We start from the raw sequence: 15,534 nt of genomic DNA on the forward strand, positions 1-15,534 counted from the left end.
AATCTCACCCCGCGTTCGCCTTCAGTCCCGCCGCCTGAATCCCCGCCACCGCGCAGGCTTCGTCATTGTCGGACGTATCGCCGGAGACGCCGACCGCGCCGAGCAGGGTGGTGCCATCCATGATCAGCACGCCGCCGGGGACCGGTACCAGCGCGCCCTTCGCGATCGTGTTCACGGCATCGACGAAATAGGCCTGCTCCTGCGCGCGCTGGAACAGAGCACGCGAGCCCATGCCCATGGCGAGCGCGCCATAGGCCTTGCCATGCGCGATCTCGGCGCGCATCAGGCTGGTTCCGTCCTGCGCCGCCGCGAGCTTGAGCACGCCGCGCGCGTCCAGGATGGTGACGACCAGCGGCTTCAGCTTGAGCTCGCCGGCTTTCGCGAAGGCGGCTTCGAGGATTTTTCGGGCGGTGTCGAGGGTGAGATCAGCCATGGCTGGTTTCCTTTGCAGCTGGAGAGGTGGCGTTGGATTTGGCGCGATCGAGGCTCATGGCCAGCACGCGGGCGACGTGAAGTGCTTCGCGCTGGGCGCCGTCGTGGATCTGGTGCCGGCATGAGGTGCCGTCGGCGACGACGAGCGTATTCCGGTCAGCCTTCCGCACGGCCGGCAGCAGTGACAGCTCGGCCATCTCGATCGAGGCATCATACGTGTCCGCGCCATAGCCGAAGGCGCCGGCCATGCCGCAGCAGCTCGACTCGATGGTCTTAACCTCAAGGCCTGGGATGAGGCGCAGCACCTGCTCGACAGGCTTGAAGGCGCCGAAGGATTTTTGATGGCAATGGCCGTGCACCACGGCCTTGTCCGCGACGATGCCGAGCGGCAGTTGCAGCCTTCCGGCCTCTGCCTCGCGCGCCAGAAACTCCTCGAACGTCAGCGCGTGGGCGCCCACCGCCTTGGCTTCGTCGTCCTTGCGCAGTGAAGCGAGCTCGTCGCGCAGCGTCAGGAGGCAGCTCGGCTCGAGGCCGACGATCGGCACGCCGCGCGCCGCGTATGGCGCGAAAGCCGAGACCAGCCGGTCGAGCTCGACCTTGGCTTCGTCGACGAGCCCGGCTGACAGGAATGTGCGGCCGCAGCACAGCGGACGGTTGCCGCTCGCAAGTTTTGGCAGATGCACGCGATAGCCGCCGGCCGTGAGCACGCGCAGCGCGGCGTCGAGATTCTCGCGCTCATAGATGCGGTTGAAGGTATCAGTGAACAGCACGACCTCGCGACCGTCCGTAGGCCCGACGCTTTCGGACGGCGGCACGAACACATCGCGGCGAAAGGCGGGGAGGGCCCGGCGCGCGCTGATGCCGGCGAAGCGCTCGAACAGCTTTCGCAGCAGCGGGCTGCCGTTGCGCAAATTAGCCAGCGGTGCCAAGCGCGAAGCAAGGCCGGCATAGCGCGGCAGATATGCAACCAGCCGGTCGCGCAGCGTCAGGCCGCGGCTGGCGGCGCGCGCCGCGAGCACCTCGATCTTCATCTTGGCCATGTCGACGCCGGTCGGGCATTCATGGCGGCAGGCCTTGCAGGAGACGCAGAGTTTGAGCGTCTCCATCATCTCGTCGGAAGAGAGCGCATCCGGGCCGAGCTGGCCGGAGATCGCAAGCCGCAGCGTATTGGCGCGGCCGCGGGTAACGTCCTTCTCGTCGCGCGTGGCGCGATAGGACGGGCACATCACACCGCCCTCGAGCTTGCGGCAGGCGCCGTTGTTGTTGCACATCTCGACCGCGCCCTGGAAACCGCCGCCGGCGCCGGGATAAGCCGACCAGTCGAGCTTCGTCTTCAGCTCGCCGACCCGATAGTCGGGCTTGAAGCGGAACAGCGAGCGGTCGTCCATCCTGGGCGCATCGACGATCTTGCCGGGATTGAGCAGGCCGGCAGGATCGAAGCGCTGCTTCACCTCCCTGAAGTCGGCGACGAGGCGCTCGCCGAACATGGCCTCGTGGAATTCGGAGCGCACCAGCCCGTCGCCGTGCTCGCCGGAATGCGAGCCCTTGTACTCGCGCACCAGGGCGAAGGCCTCTTCGGCGATGGCGCGCATCGCCTTGACGTCCTTCTCCAGCTTCAGGTTCAGAACGGGGCGCACATGCAGGCAGCCTTCGGAGGCGTGCGCGTACATCGTGCCGCTGGTGCCGTGCTTGGCGAAGACTTCGTTCAGCCGCGCGGTGTAGTCGGCGAGGTGCGGCAGCGGCACCGCGCAGTCTTCGACGAAGGAGACCGGCTTGCCCTCCTGCTTCATCGACATCATCACGTTGAGGCCGGCCGCGCGGAAATCGGCGATGCCGCTCTGCAGCGCGGGTTCGGTGATCTCGACCACGCCGCCCCATTTGCGCGTGTCGTTGTTCCAGCCGAAGCCGAGATCCGCCATCAGCTCACCGAGCTGCTTGAGGCGCACGAGGTTGTCGGCTTGGTCCTCTTCGGCGAATTCGACCACCAGCACGGCGTCCGGATCGCCCTTGATCGCCGCGGAGATGACGGGTGCGAACATCGCAATGTCGCGGCCGAGCGCGATCATGGTGCGGTCGACCAACTCGACCGCAATCGGCTTGAGCTTGACGAGGTGCTGGGCCGCATCCATCGCCTCGTAGAAGCTGCCGAAATGGCAGACGCCGAGCGCCTTGTTGCGGATCACGGGCCAAAGCTTCAGCTCGACCTTGGTGGTGAAGGCGAGGGTGCCTTCGGAGCCGACCAACAGATGCGCCATGTTGTTCGGTGCATTGCGCGGCACCAGCGCATCAAGATTATAGCCGCCGACGCGCCGCTGCACCTTTGGGAAGCGCGCGGCGATCTCGTCGGCCTCGCGGGTGCCAAGGTCGAGCATGTCGCGGAACAGGGCGCGGGTGCTGTCGCCGGCCTCGAGGTCGGAGAGATCGCGCGCGACCTCGCCAAAACGGCTCAGCGTGCCGTCGGCGAGCGAGGCCTCCATCGACAGCGTGTTGTCGCGCATGGTGCCGTAGCGCAGCGAGCGGCCGCCGCAGGAATTGTTGCCGGCCATGCCGCCGATGGTGGCGCGGGAGGCCGTGGAGACGTCGACAGGAAACCACAAGCCGTGCTTCCTAAGCTGACGGTTGAGGTCGTCGAGCACGATGCCGGGCTCGACTACGCAGGTGCGGCCTTCGACATCGAGCGACAGGATCCGGTTGAGGTGCTTGGAGAGATCGACCACGAGGCCGTCATTGACGGTCTGGCCGCATTGCGAGGTGCCGCCGCCGCGCGGGGTGACCTTCAGCCCCTCGTCGCGCGCAATCGCCAGCGCCCGCAAGGCCTCGTCCATGGTCTTGGGGACCACCACGCCAGCCGGCATGATCTGGTAGAACGAGGCGTCGGTGGCGTAGCGGCCGCGGCTGAAGCCGTCGAACAGCACGTCGCCGGTCAATTCCGACCGCAGGCGCCGTTCGAGCGAGGAGGCGTTCGTCATCCCTGATCCCGGACTGACCCGGCGAGGCTCAGCCTTGCTGGGATATTCATTGTGGTTCCTGACCGACTATATTGTGAATGCAAAATGAGCAAGCTTGGCGCCTTTAAGGCGATGCCGGCGCGCCCTCTTGGGGCTCGGTCAGGTGCTCGATCGCTGCCGTCCGTTTGTTGCGCAGATGCTGGAACAGGATGTCGCTGAGCTCGCTCCCGGCGCGGCGGCGCAGCGCATCGAGGATGGCCTCGTGCTCGCGCATGGCTTCCGCCCAGCGCTGCCGCTTGCGGGCGAAATTGGCGGAGTAGCGGACGCGTCGGATCCGGCCGGCGAAATTGGCGTAGGCAATCTTCAGCGTATCGTTGCGCGCGGCATCGACGATGCTCTCGTGGATGCGCTGGTTGGCCTGGAAATAGCCGTGCATGTCGCGATGCAGGTAATGGCCGTACATCTCGTAGTGCAGCTGCTCGATCGCCGTGATTTCCGCATCCGTTATGGCTTCGCAGGCGAGGCGCCCCGCCAGGCTTTCCAGGCCTGCCATGACGTCGAACAGTTCTTCGAGGTCGCGCTGGCTGAGCTGGCGCACGCGCGCGCCGCGGTTGGGCAGTAGCTCGATCAGGCCCTCGGCGGCGAGCACCTTGAGCGCCTCGCGCAACGGCGTGCGGGAGATGCCAAGCATCTCGCAGAGCTGCCGCTCGGGAACGCGCGCGCCTTCAGGAATATTGCCTTCGACCACGTAGTCGCGCAGCCGCAGCAGGATCTCGCCGTGCAGCGAGGCCTCCTGCCGGTCGCCATTGCCGGCGGACGGGGTGATCGGAACCCCGGTGTCGGGAATCGTGGATTTCATTTGCAGCACAGTAGTTTGCCCGGTTGATCGCGTCGACGCTCGCAATCGAATACCAGATTTCGATTGAAGGGACAAAAAATGAATGCAAAATAGCCGGCAGAGCCGGTCATAACCTGCCGAAAGGGAGCTTTGCATGCCTCAGGGACGCCATTTCCTGCAGATTCCGGGCCCGAGCCCGGTCCCCGAGCGCGTCCTGCGCGCGATGGACATGCCTGTCATCGACCACCGCAGCGCCGAATTCGGCGAGCTCGGCCGCACCGTGCTCGAAGGCAGCCAGAAGATCTTCCAGACCAGGGGGCCGGTCGTGATCTTCCCCTCGTCGGGGACCGGCGCCTGGGAAGCCGCGATCGTCAACACGCTGTCGCCGGGCGACAAGGTGCTGATGGTCGAAACCGGCCACTTCGCCACGATGTGGCGGCAGATGGCGGGGCGCTTCGGCATCGAGGTCGATTTCATCCCGGGCGACTGGCGCCGCGGCGCCGATCCCACGGTGATCGAGGCCAAGCTCTCCGAAGACGCCGCGCGCACCATCAAGGCGGTGATGGTCGTGCACAACGAGACCTCGACCGGCGCGACCAGCCGCATCGCCGAGATCCGCGCCGCGATCGATCGCGTGTCGCATCCGGCACTGCTGATGGTCGACACCATCTCCTCGCTCGGCTCGGTCGACTATCGTCACGACGCGTGGAAGGTCGATGTCAGCGTCAGCTGCTCGCAGAAGGGTTTCATGCTGCCGCCCGGTCTCGGCTTCAACGCGATCTCGGAGAAGGCGCTGGCTGCGTCCAGGACCAACAAGATGCCGCGCTCCTATTTCGACTGGGAGGAGATGCTCAAGCCCAACGCCAAGGGTTTCTTCCCCTATACGCCCGCGACCAATCTGCTCTACGGCCTGCGCGAGGCGATCGCGATGCTGCTCGAGGAGGGGCTCGACAATGTTTTTGCGCGGCATCAGCGCTTGGCGGCAGCGACGCGGGCCGCGGTCAACCATTGGGGTCTCGAAGTGCTGTGCCAGGAGCCTTCGGAGTTCTCGCCGGTGCTCACGGCCGTGCTGATGCCTCCGGGGCATGATGCCGATCAGTTCCGGAAAGTCGTGCTCGACAATTACAACATGTCGCTCGGCTCGGGCCTGTCGAAGGTCGCCGGCAAGGTCTTCCGCATCGGCCATCTCGGCGAATGCAACGCGCTGACGCTGCTCGGCGCGCTCACCGGCATCGAGATGGGCCTGTCGGTGGCCGGCGTGCCGCACCGCGCCGGCGGCGTGGACGTCGCGATGAAGCTGCTGGAGCAGCGCCCTCAGGGCAATGCCGCGCCGCATCTGAAGATCGTCGGCACGTAAAGGTCGGCCCGCGAAGATGGTCGCGACGGAGCGGCCGAGGGCAGGCCGGCCCGCTATGCCCGAGGGGCCCTTTGGAGGAGAGGACAAGCCGGTCAAATGGTGCTATTCGGCGCCCACCAAACCAAGGCAAGACCGGGAAGGACGCCGATGACCGTGCATACTGGAAGGCATTTCTTACAGATTCCAGGACCGACCAACGTGCCCGATCGGGTGCTGCGGGCGATGGATATGCCGACTTTGGACCATCGCGGTCCGGAGTTCGCCGAGCTCGGTTTTGCCGTGCTTGCCGCAATGCAGCGCGTATTCCGCACCAAGCAGCCCGTGATCATCTTCCCCTCGTCCGGTACCGGCGCCTGGGAAGCGGCGATGGTCAACGTGTTCGCGCCCGGCGACAAGGTCTTGATGTGCGAGACCGGCCAGTTCGCCGTGCTGTGGCGCGGCATCGCCGACAAGTTCAAGCTCGATGTCGACTTCATCCCGAGCGACTGGCGCCATGGTGCCGATCTTGCGGAGATCGAGAAGCGCCTTGCCGCCGACAAGCAGCACGCCATCAAGGCGGTCTGCGTCGTGCACAACGAGACCTCGACCGGCTGCGTGACGCCGCCGCTGGAGGTGCGCAAGATCCTCGACCGCACCAAACATCCGGCGCTGCTGATGGTCGACACCATCTCCGGCCTCGGCTCGATGGAATATGAGCACGACGCCTGGGGCATTGACGTCTCGGTCGCGGGCTCGCAGAAGGGCCTGATGCTGCCGCCGGGCCTCGGCTTCAACGCGGTCTCGGAGAAGGCGCTCGCGGTCGCCAAGGCCAACCCCGGCATGCGCTCATACTGGGACTGGCAGGAGGTCATCAGCTTCAACAAGCTCGGCACCTTCCCCTACACGCCCGCAACGAACCTGCTCTACGGCCTGCGCGAAGCGGTGAAGATGCTGGAGGAGGAGGGGCTGGAGAACGTCTGGACCCGCCACAAGCGCCACAGCGCCGCGACGCGTGCTGCGGTCAAGGTCTGGGGCCTCGAGACGCAGTGTGCCGATCCCGCCGCGCATTCGCCGGCGCTGACCGGCGTGCGCGTGCCCGAGGGCTTTGATGCCGACGCCTTCCGCAAGGTGGTGCTGGAAAACTTCGACATGTCGCTCGGCACCGGCCTGAACAAGGTCAAGGGCAAGGTGTTCCGCATCGGCCATATCGGCCATTTCAACGATCTGATGCTGATGGGCACGCTCGCCGGCGTCGAGATGGGCCTCGACCTCGCAAAGATCCCGCATCGGAGCGGCGGCGTATTGGCGGCCATGGACGTCCTGAAGGGACGCGACGTGGTGCCGATGACCAAGGCTCAAGTCGCCTAAGGCTCAGGTTGCCTGAGGGCGGCCTGACTGAACTGTAGTGAAGAAAGTGAGCGCGCGATGAACGCACCGACGACTGCCAACGAAGACCTGCTCTACTCCGTCACGGACGGCATCGCGCGGATCACCTTCAACCGCCCGCAGGCGCGCAACGCCATGACCTTCGCCATGTATGACCGCATGGCGGAGATATGCCAGGAGATCAACGTCGACCGTTCGATCAAGGCGCTGATCCTGACCGGCGCGGGCGACAAGGCGTTCGCCTCCGGCACGGACATCTCGCAATTCCGCGCCTTCAAGACCGCGCAGGATGCGCTCGACTACGAGGCGCGCATCGATCGCGTGCTCGGCACGCTCGAGCAGTGCCGCGTGCCGGTGATCGCGGCGATCGCCGGCGCCTGCACCGGCGGCGGCGCAGGGATCGCGGCCTGCTGCGATCTTCGCATCGGCACCGAGACGACGCGGATGGGCTTTCCGATTGCGCGCACGCTCGGCAACTGCCTGTCGATGTCGAACATCAGCCGCGTCGTCGCGCTGGTCGGTCCCGCCCGCACCAAGGATATGATCTTCAAGGCGCGCCTGGTCGAGGCGCAGGAGGCGCTGGCGCTCGGCCTGCTCAATGAAATCGTGCCTGACGTGGAGACGCTGCAGCGCCGCGCCGACGAGACCGCAAGGCTCGTCGCCAGCCACGCGCCGCTGACGCTGGAAGCGACCAAGGAAGCGGTGCGCCGCATCCGCCGCACGCTCTCGCGCGAGGAAGGCGAGGACCTGATCCTGAAAGCCTATATGAGCGAGGATTTCCGCGAGGGCATGGACGCCTTCCTCAACAAGCGGGCGCCGGTCTGGAAGGGCAAATAAGTCTCACGGGCTTTCGGCTCCGTCAGTCGAAAGTCATATGCGCGCAATTGCCCGTCTGCTTGAACTCTACAGGATTAATCCGCACTATGCAGTGATAGAATTTTCCGCAACTACAACTCAAAAAACATCAGGGGACGAAACTCGTGCGAATTCCAGTGAAAGCCCTCGGCGCTGCGACGGCGCTGTTGTTGAGCACGCCGGCCGTTGCGGCCTGGGAGCCGACGAAACCGGTGGAGATCGTGGTGGCGGCGGGCGCGGGTGGTGCCTCCGACCAGATGGCCCGGATGATGCAGGCCGCGATCCAGAAGAACAATCTGATGAAGCAGCCGATGGTGGTCTCGCTCAAGGGCGGCGCCTCCGGCGCGGAAGCGCTGATGTACATGAAGTCCAGCGAGGGCGACCCCAACAAGGTGCTGATCGCCTATTCGCTGATCTACATGCTGCCGCTGTCGGCGAAGATCCCGTTCAACTGGCGCGAGCTGACGCCGGTCTCCGTGGTGGCGCTCGACCAGTTCGTGCTGTGGGACAACAGCGCGGGCCCCAAGACGTTGAAGGACTTCGTCGCGGCCGCCAAGGCTGCGAGCGCGCCGTTCAAGATGGGCGGCACCGGCTCCAAGCGCGAGGACCACGTGCTCACCGTGTTCCTGGAGCAGAAGACCGGCGCGAAATTCTCCTATCTGCCCTACAAATCCGGCGGCGAGGCCGCGACCCAGCTGGTCGGCAACCACACCGAAGCCAACGTCAACAACCCATCCGAAAATCTCGAGGTCTGGCGCGCCGGCCAGGTGCGTCCGCTCTGCGTGTTCGACAGGGAGCGCATTGCCTATACGACCAAGGTGACCGACACCCAGTCCTGGGCCGACATCCCGACCTGCAAGGAGGAGGGCGTCGACGTGCAATATCTGATGCTGCGCGCGATGTTCCTGCCCGGCAAGGTCACGCCGGAGCAGCAGGCGTTCTACGTCGATCTGTTCCACAAGGTGACGCAGACCGCGGAGTACAAGGACTACATGGAGAAGCAGGCCTTGAAGCCGATCTTCCTCTCCGGCAAGGACATGGTGCAGTTCCTCGAGGAGGACGATGCGCTGAACAAGTCGCTGATGACGGAAGCCGGCTTCGTCGCGAAGTAGCTCTCTCTTCTTCTCCCTCGCCCCGTTCTTGCGGGGAGAGGGCAGGGTGAGGGGCTCTCTCCACGAGTTGAGCTCGTAGAGAGAGCCTCTCACCCGGCGATTTGCCATAGCCGAAGCTTCGCTTCGGCATCTTAGAAAACGGCCGCGGATCCGGCCTCTGCCTCTCCCCGTCAGCACGGGGAGAGATGCACAATCCCCAGCCTCGCATCTGAGCCCATGTCCCAAACCGATATCGAAATCGTCGTCGAGGATCCCACCGCGCCCGAAGACGATTCCCCTTCCGTCGTCTCTTCCGGCACGATCGAGATCGTCGTCTGCCTGCTGCTGCTCGCGCTCGCGGTCACGCTCGGCTACGACAATTGGCGCACCGGCGCGTCCTGGGATGCGACCGGGCCGGAGCCCGGCTATTTCCCGTTCTATCTGTCCGTCATTCTCGCCGGCGGCAGCCTCTACGGCCTGATCGCCGCGCTGCTGGCGCGGCGCGTCTCGCCCGGAACCTTCGTCACGCGCGCGCAAGGCCGCCGCGTGCTGGCTGTGTTCGTGCCGACGTCGCTGTTCTGCCTGGCGACGCAGTTCCTCGGCCTCTATGTCGCGAGCTTTCTCCTGATCGCGGGCTTCATGCGGCTGGTCGGCCGGATCGCGTTGTGGAAGTCGCTGCTCACCGCGTTCGCGTTCACGGCGATCATGTTCGTCACCTTCGATGTCGCCTTCGACGTCATCATGCCGAAGGGGCCGCTCGAAGCGGCCCTCGGCCGCTAGGCGGAGCCCCCGCGCGATGGAAGCTCTCGGTCTCCTACTCCACGGCTTTGCCGTCCTGCTGACGTGGAAGACGCTCGTGCTGATGATGGTCGGGCTGGTGCTCGGCATCTTCGTCGGCGTGCTGCCCGGGCTCGGCGGTCCCAACGGCGTTGCGATCCTGTTGCCGCTGACCTTCACGATGGACCCGACCTCGGCCATCGTGATGCTGTCCTGCATCTATTGGGGCGCGTTGTTCGGCGGTGCCATCACCTCGATCCTGTTCAACATCCCGGGCGAAGCCTGGTCGGTCGCGACCACTTTCGACGGCTATCCGATGGCGCAGCAGGGCAGGGCGGCGGAGGCGCTGACTGCGGCGTTCACCTCTTCCTTCGTCGGCTCGCTGGTCGCGGTGCTCCTGATCACCTTCCTCGCGCCGATGATCTCGTCCTTTGCGCTGAAGTTCGGCCCGCCCGAGTTCTTTGCGGTGTATCTCCTCACCTTCTGCTCCTTCGTCGGCCTCGGGCGCGAAGCCAAGCACAAGACCGTCATCTCGATGTCGCTGGGCCTGCTGCTAGCCGGCATCGGCATGGATACGGTGTCCGGCAGTCTGCGCATGACCTTCGGCTCGCCGGAGCTCTTGCGCGGCATCAACTTCCTGGTCGCCGTCATCGGCCTGTTCGGCATCAGCGAGATCCTGCTGACGATGGAGGAGCGCCTTGCGCTGCGCGGGCATGCGGCTAGCATCTCGCTGCGCGTCGTGCTCGGCGTCTGGAAGGATCTGCCGAAATACTGGGTGACGCTGCTGCGCTCCTCTTTCATCGGTTGCTGGCTCGGCATCACCCCCGGCGGTGCGATCGCGGCCTCCTTCATGGGCTACAATCTGGCAAAACGTTTCGCCAAGGAGCCCGAGAGTTTTGGCAAGGGCCGCATCGAGGGCGTGTTCGCGCCGGAGACGGCGGCGCATGCCTCCGGCACCTCGGCGCTGCTGCCGATGCTGGCGCTCGGCATTCCCGGCTCGGGCACGGCCGCGATCCTGCTCGGCGGGCTGATGGTGTGGGGTCTCAATCCGGGGCCGCTGCTGTTCGTCGAGCACAAGGATTTCGTCTGGGGCCTGATCGCCTCGATGTATCTCGGCAACGTCGTCGGCCTCGTGCTGGTGCTGACGACGGTGCCGATCTTCGCCTCGATCCTGCGCGTGCCGTTCGCGGCGGTGGCGCCGATGATCGTGGTATCCTGCGCGATCGGCGCCTATGCCATCCAGAACGCGATGTTCGACATCTGGCTGATGCTGGGTTTCGGCGTGGTGGGCTACGTCTTCAAGAAGATCGGCATTCCGCTGGCCCCGTTCACCCTGGCGCTCGTGCTCGGCAACCGCGCTGAGGATGCCTTCCGCCTGTCGATGATCGGCTCGGGCGGCACCCTGAAGGTGTTCTGGTCGAACGGCCTGGTCGGCTCGATCACAACCCTGGCGATTGTGCTGCTATTCTGGCCGGTGATCGACCACCTCCTCGCCCGTGTCGGGTTGACGCATGGGACCAGGGCGACATCGGTCTAGGGCGCTGGGCTAATCTTTTTTGAAATCAATGGTTTATATGTAAGGTAGTTTTTCGGTCGGGATACCACCGCGTGTCCGATTGTTTCCGAATGTTGCCGCGGCGGCACAGCTCTTGGGCGAGGAGGCGGGTATATTTCGATCACAAGATCGTGCAAGGGGGAATTCTCTATGAAGCGGGTAGTGATTGGAATGGCGGCCGCGATGTCGCTGTTTGCGACCGGCGCGCTGGCCGCCGATCTCGCGGCAAAGCCGTATGTCAAGGCGCCTATCGTCGATCCGGTCTGGAGCTGGACCGGCTTCTATGTCGGCGCCAACGGCGGCTACAGCTGGGGCCGTTCGCGCACTGACGTCACCTACACCAACACAGCGACCGGTGCGGTGATCGTGCCGCCGGCCGGATCCGTCACCAGCGCCTCGTTCGACATGAACGGCGCCGTCGCCGGTGGCCAGGCCGGCTACAACTGGCAGAGCACGAATTGGGTGTTCGGCATCGAGGGCGACCTGAATTGGTCGGACGAGAAGGGACGGGCCGGCTTCAGCTGCGCCCCCACCAGCCTTGCAGGCGGCGCCTGTCTTCCCGGCTTGACCTTTCTGCCCCCCGGCGCTGCTGCCGGCACCACTCTGACGCTCGACCAGCATCTGCAATGGTTTGGCACGGTGCGCGGCCGCGTCGGCATTCTGGCGACGCCGAAAGTGCTGTTCTATGGCACCGGCGGCGTGGCCTTCGGCGAGATCAAGACCACGGGCACCATCGTCGGCTTCACCCCGGCTGGTGTCGCGGTCGCCTCGACCAGCTCTTCGTCGGACACGCGGGTCGGCTGGACCGTGGGTGCGGGTGTGGAAGGCAAGATCACTCAGAACTGGAGCGCCAAGCTCGAATATCTCTATGTGGATCTGGGCCGGTTCTCGTCAGGTCCGTTCTCGCTGGCGCCGTTGCCCACGATTGCGGCCAGTGCTTCCTCTCGCTTCACCGACCACATCCTGCGCGCCGGCATCAACTATCAATTTGGTGGCCCGGTCGTCGCGAAGTACTGAGCGAGCTGGATCACAAAAGAGGCGTCTAACAATAAACAAAGCCCGGCTCGCGCCGGGCTTTGTCGTTGCATACGGGACGCGTGAGATTCACACCACCTTGGCGTCTCTGAGCCCTGCAATCTCGTCCGCGCCGAAGCCGAACTCCTTCAGCACTTCGTCGGTCTGCTCGCCGAATTCCGGCGGCCGCACCACCATCCTGCTTGGCGTGCGCGACAGCGTCACGGGCTGGCCGACCAGGCGAATATGCCGGCCTTCATCGTTCGGCACGTCCTGCGCAATGCCGAGATGCCTGACCTGCGCGTCCTCGAACATCTGGTCGATGGCGTATATCGGCCCGCAGGGCACGCCGGCCTCGTTGAGCTCGCGGACCCAGGTCTCGGTTGACTTCGTCACGGTGCGCTTCTCGATCTCGGCGTTGAGCGCATCGCGATTCCTGGAGCGGGCGGGAGCCGTCGCATAGTCGGGATGAGTGTAGAGCTCGGGCGCGCCGATCGCCTGCGCACAGCGCTCCCAGATCCGCCCGCCCGTGGTGGCAATGTTGATGTAGCCGTCGGAGGTCTTGAACACGCCGGTCGGAATGCTGGTCGGATGGTTGTTGCCGGCCTGTTTGGCGACCTCCTTCTCCATCAGCCAGCGCGCGGCCTGGAAGTCGAGCATGAAGATCTGGGCCTGCAGCAGCGAGGTCTGCACCCACTGGCCCTTGCCCGAGACCTCGCGCTCGAGCAGGGCGGTGAGGATGCCCATCGCGCAAAACAGACCGGCACTGAGGTCGGCGACGGGGATGCCGACCCGCATCGGGCCTTCGCCCGGCGCGCCGGTGATCGACATCAGCCCGCCCATGCCTTGCGCGATCTGATCGAAGCCCGGCCGCTTGTGGTAGGGGCCGTCCTGGCCGAAGCCGGAGATGCTGCCATAGACGATGCGCGGGTTGATCGTGGCGAGGCTGTCGTAGTCGATGCCGAGCTTCTTCTTCACGTCGGGCCGGAAATTCTCGACCACGACGTCGGCCTTGACGGCGAGGCGCTTGAACACCGCGAGCCCGCGCTCGTCCTTCAGGTTCAGCGTCATTGCCCGCTTGTTGCGGTGCAAATTCTGAAAGTCGGAACCGCGCCGCGGCCCGCCCGGCTGCTCGCCGCCGGCATCCTCGGTCAGAGCGTCGATCTTGACGACGTTGGCGCCCCAGTCGGCGAGCTGCCGCACGCAGGTCGGCCCGGAGCGGACACGGGTCAGATCGAGCACGGTGAAGCGCGACAGGGCTTCCGAGGCATGCGGGAAGGGCATCGTGAAAGGCTCCGGGACAGATTGGGCGCCTACCATAGTGCCCAGAGATCACGCGACAAGCCGGGCCGGCGCCGATGCCGCCTGCTGAAATGCCTTGCCTGAGGCGCTGTCTGCGAGATCAGCGCGACAGGCGCTTCAATTCGGCCCGCGCCTGCGCGGCAAGGGGATCATCGCCATGGCGCGCAATGAAGAGTTCAAGGGCCTCCCGCGTTCCCTTCCGGCGGGCAGCTTCATATTCCTCTGCCACCGCAGCGGCAGGATCTCGCGCCATCGGCATGGAGGGCGCGCGCCCTCGCTTGCTGCTGTCGTCTGCCTTGGCCTTCTCCACCATCACGGGCAGTCCTCCGAGAGGTTGATGGGACAGTCCAGCAAGCGCAATCAAGGCGCCAAACAGGCTGGCCGGGAGTGTGCGTCGTTTCATGAAACCCTGCAAATCACGGTGTTCCGGGAACGAAACTCTATGCTGCCGTTCCGTATGACTACGGGATTTAATGGCTAACACGGCCTTATGGGAGCAGCGCAAACGCCGCTGCCCCATTTAAACCAAACGTTTAACTCTCTAGCTAGAATCATGTGCCCCCGCGGCGAATCACACGACGCGTTGTTTGGAGAGTCCATTGGCCACCGCCGTTTATGTCAGTGCCACCAACAATGCCGAGATTGACGGCCTGCTGTCCGGCGTCAAATGGTCAGGCACGATCACCTACAGCTTTCCTGACGCGCCGAGTGACTATTCGAATCCTTATTCCGGCGGCAGCGGCGAGCCAACCACCTCGGGCTTTGCCTCGGTGCCCACGCAGATCCAGGCGGCGATCAACTACGCCGTCGGATTGATCCTGAGCTACACCAACGCCAACATCCAATATGCGGGCACGAACGGCGCCGACCTCATGATTGCGCAGTCGCCGGCCGCCAATCCGACTGCCTACGCCTACTATCCCGGCAATTATGCGCCCGGCGGCGACATCTGGTTCGGGACTCAATACAATTTCTCGCTGGCCAAGCTCGGCAATTACTACTTCACCACTGCGCTGCACGAGCTCGGACACGCGATCGGCCTCAAGCACAGCCAGGAGGCCGGCGGCCCCGGCAACGTTGCGGTGCCGAGCGCGCATGACAGCAGCGAATACACCGTCATGAGCTATCGCAGCTATGTCGGCGCTTCGACCACGGGCGGCTACACCAACGAAGCCTACGGATATTCGCAGACTTACATGGCGAACGATATCCTCGCGCTCCAGACGATGTACGGCGCCGATTACACGACGCAGAGCAGCAACACCGTCTACACCTGGAATCCGACCACGGGGCAGCAGTTCATCAACGGCGTCGGGCAGCTCGCGCCGGGCGGCGGCGTCGGCGGCTCGGCCAATCGCATCTACGAGACCGTCTGGGACGGCGGCGGCGTCGATACCTACGACCTGTCCAACTACACGACCAACCTGAGCATCAACCTCAATCCCGGCGCCTCGTCGGTGTTCTCCTCCGTGCAGCTGGCCTATCTCGGCAATGGCCATTATGCATCGGGCAACGTCTACAACGCCTATCTCTACAACGGCGACGCGCGCTCCTACATCGACAACTCCATCGGCGGGTCCGGCAACGACGCGATCATCGGCAACGCCATCGCCAACACGCTGAACGGCGCCGGCGGCAACGACACGATCACCGGCGGTGCGGGCAGCGACACCATCAACGGCGGCTCAGGCACGGACACCGCAGTGTATTCGGGCAGCCGGGCCAACTACACCATTTCCTACAACGCTGCGACACAGACCTTCACCCTCGTTGACCTGCGCAGCGGATCGCCTGACGGCACCGATACCGTCACCGGCACCGAATATTTTCGGTTTGGGGATGGCACGGTAGCCAGCTCCAGCCTCGTTTCGACAACGATCGAGGCGTTCGGGTCGACCAGCGTGTTCCGGTCCGGCGGCAACTATTATCTGAACAACATCTCGACCGGCACCGGCCCAACGCTGAAATACCAAGGCAATGTGGTGGACACGGCCAATTAC

13 protein-coding genes are annotated in these 15,534 nt (G+C 64.8%); 8 read left to right on the forward strand and 5 right to left on the reverse strand.

Annotation, left to right across the window (positions count from 1 at the left end):
• Positions 1-4: 4 nt before the first annotated feature.
• The 3 genes from ACTEK7_RS30590 to ACTEK7_RS30600 all read right to left on the reverse strand — a co-directional run bounded on the left by ACTEK7_RS30590 (position 5) and on the right by ACTEK7_RS30600 (position 4,239).
• Positions 5-433: a GlcG/HbpS family heme-binding protein gene (locus tag ACTEK7_RS30590; protein WP_109143030.1), complete on the reverse strand. Its 429-nt coding sequence runs from the start codon at positions 431-433 to the stop codon at positions 5-7.
• On the reverse strand, positions 426-3,401 hold the full coding sequence (locus tag ACTEK7_RS30595) for an FAD-binding and (Fe-S)-binding domain-containing protein (RefSeq protein WP_225148171.1): 2,976 nt from the start codon (positions 3,399-3,401) through the stop codon (positions 426-428). The genes ACTEK7_RS30590 and ACTEK7_RS30595 overlap by 8 nt, the downstream gene beginning before the upstream one ends.
• A 103-nt stretch (positions 3,402-3,504) precedes the next feature.
• Positions 3,505-4,239 carry a GntR family transcriptional regulator gene (locus ACTEK7_RS30600; protein ID WP_225148172.1) on the reverse strand — a complete coding sequence of 245 codons (735 nt, stop codon included), beginning with the start codon at positions 4,237-4,239 and terminating at the stop codon, positions 3,505-3,507.
• A 133-nt stretch (positions 4,240-4,372) separates the two neighbouring features.
• On the opposite strand from ACTEK7_RS30600, the gene ACTEK7_RS30605 reads away from it, so the two are divergent.
• The 7 genes from ACTEK7_RS30605 (at position 4,373) to ACTEK7_RS30635 (ending at position 12,235) form a co-directional block, all read left to right on the forward strand.
• Positions 4,373-5,575 carry a pyridoxal-phosphate-dependent aminotransferase family protein gene (locus tag ACTEK7_RS30605; protein ID WP_225148173.1) on the forward strand — a complete coding sequence of 401 codons (1,203 nt, stop codon included), beginning with the start codon at positions 4,373-4,375 and terminating at the stop codon, positions 5,573-5,575.
• Between the two features lie 147 nt (positions 5,576-5,722).
• Positions 5,723-6,922, forward strand: a complete 1,200-nt coding sequence (locus tag ACTEK7_RS30610) for a pyridoxal-phosphate-dependent aminotransferase family protein (protein ID WP_036029042.1) — start codon at positions 5,723-5,725, stop codon at positions 6,920-6,922.
• 57 nt (positions 6,923-6,979) lie between these two features.
• Positions 6,980-7,777: an enoyl-CoA hydratase/isomerase family protein gene (locus ACTEK7_RS30615; protein ID WP_225148174.1), complete on the forward strand. Its 798-nt coding sequence runs from the start codon at positions 6,980-6,982 to the stop codon at positions 7,775-7,777.
• Between the two features lie 155 nt (positions 7,778-7,932).
• Positions 7,933-8,907, forward strand: coding sequence for a Bug family tripartite tricarboxylate transporter substrate binding protein (locus tag ACTEK7_RS30620; RefSeq protein WP_225152439.1), 975 nt, complete (start codon positions 7,933-7,935; stop codon positions 8,905-8,907).
• A 216-nt stretch (positions 8,908-9,123) separates the two neighbouring features.
• On the forward strand, positions 9,124-9,666 hold the full coding sequence (locus tag ACTEK7_RS30625) for a tripartite tricarboxylate transporter TctB family protein (protein ID WP_225148175.1): 543 nt from the start codon (positions 9,124-9,126) through the stop codon (positions 9,664-9,666).
• Positions 9,667-9,682: 16 nt separating this feature from the next.
• The gene (locus tag ACTEK7_RS30630; protein WP_225148176.1) at positions 9,683-11,200 is read left to right on the forward strand and encodes a tripartite tricarboxylate transporter permease; all 1,518 of its coding nucleotides are present in this window, start codon (positions 9,683-9,685) and stop codon (positions 11,198-11,200) included.
• 168 nt (positions 11,201-11,368) lie between these two features.
• Complete coding sequence (locus tag ACTEK7_RS30635) at positions 11,369-12,235, forward strand: outer membrane protein (RefSeq protein WP_057028690.1); 867 nt, start codon at positions 11,369-11,371, stop codon at positions 12,233-12,235.
• An 87-nt stretch (positions 12,236-12,322) separates the two neighbouring features.
• Here ACTEK7_RS30635 and ACTEK7_RS30640 read toward each other — a convergent pair whose 3' ends face one another.
• Together ACTEK7_RS30640 and ACTEK7_RS30645 are read right to left on the reverse strand one after the other, a co-directional pair.
• A complete protein-coding gene (locus ACTEK7_RS30640; protein WP_225148177.1) occupies positions 12,323-13,516 on the reverse strand; it encodes a CaiB/BaiF CoA transferase family protein in 1,194 nt (397 codons plus the stop codon).
• 118 nt (positions 13,517-13,634) lie between these two features.
• Entirely contained in the window at positions 13,635-13,937 is a 303-nt protein-coding gene (locus ACTEK7_RS30645; protein WP_036007447.1) for a hypothetical protein, read from the reverse strand.
• A 196-nt stretch (positions 13,938-14,133) separates the two neighbouring features.
• On the opposite strand from ACTEK7_RS30645, the gene ACTEK7_RS30650 reads away from it, so the two are divergent.
• Positions 14,134-15,534 (forward strand): M10 family metallopeptidase (locus ACTEK7_RS30650; RefSeq protein WP_474810353.1); only part of this gene is annotated, 1,401 nt, incomplete at its 3' end.

The sequence above is a fragment of the Bradyrhizobium sp. JHI2711 genome (assembly GCF_056156565.1).

Coding starts and splice junctions, on each gene's coding strand:
- ACTEK7_RS30590 (WP_109143030.1), bottom strand. CDS start 433: ATGGCTGATCTCACCCTCGACACCGCCCGAAAAATCCTCGAAGCCGCC.
- ACTEK7_RS30595 (WP_225148171.1), bottom strand. CDS start 3,401: ATGACGAACGCCTCCTCGCTCGAACGGCGCCTGCGGTCGGAATTGACC.
- ACTEK7_RS30600 (WP_225148172.1), bottom strand. CDS start 4,239: ATGAAATCCACGATTCCCGACACCGGGGTTCCGATCACCCCGTCCGCC.
- ACTEK7_RS30605 (WP_225148173.1), top strand. CDS start 4,373: ATGCCTCAGGGACGCCATTTCCTGCAGATTCCGGGCCCGAGCCCGGTC.
- ACTEK7_RS30610 (WP_036029042.1), top strand. CDS start 5,723: ATGACCGTGCATACTGGAAGGCATTTCTTACAGATTCCAGGACCGACC.
- ACTEK7_RS30615 (WP_225148174.1), top strand. CDS start 6,980: ATGAACGCACCGACGACTGCCAACGAAGACCTGCTCTACTCCGTCACG.
- ACTEK7_RS30625 (WP_225148175.1), top strand. CDS start 9,124: ATGTCCCAAACCGATATCGAAATCGTCGTCGAGGATCCCACCGCGCCC.
- ACTEK7_RS30630 (WP_225148176.1), top strand. CDS start 9,683: ATGGAAGCTCTCGGTCTCCTACTCCACGGCTTTGCCGTCCTGCTGACG.
- ACTEK7_RS30635 (WP_057028690.1), top strand. CDS start 11,369: ATGAAGCGGGTAGTGATTGGAATGGCGGCCGCGATGTCGCTGTTTGCG.
- ACTEK7_RS30640 (WP_225148177.1), bottom strand. CDS start 13,516: ATGCCCTTCCCGCATGCCTCGGAAGCCCTGTCGCGCTTCACCGTGCTC.
- ACTEK7_RS30645 (WP_036007447.1), bottom strand. CDS start 13,937: ATGAAACGACGCACACTCCCGGCCAGCCTGTTTGGCGCCTTGATTGCG.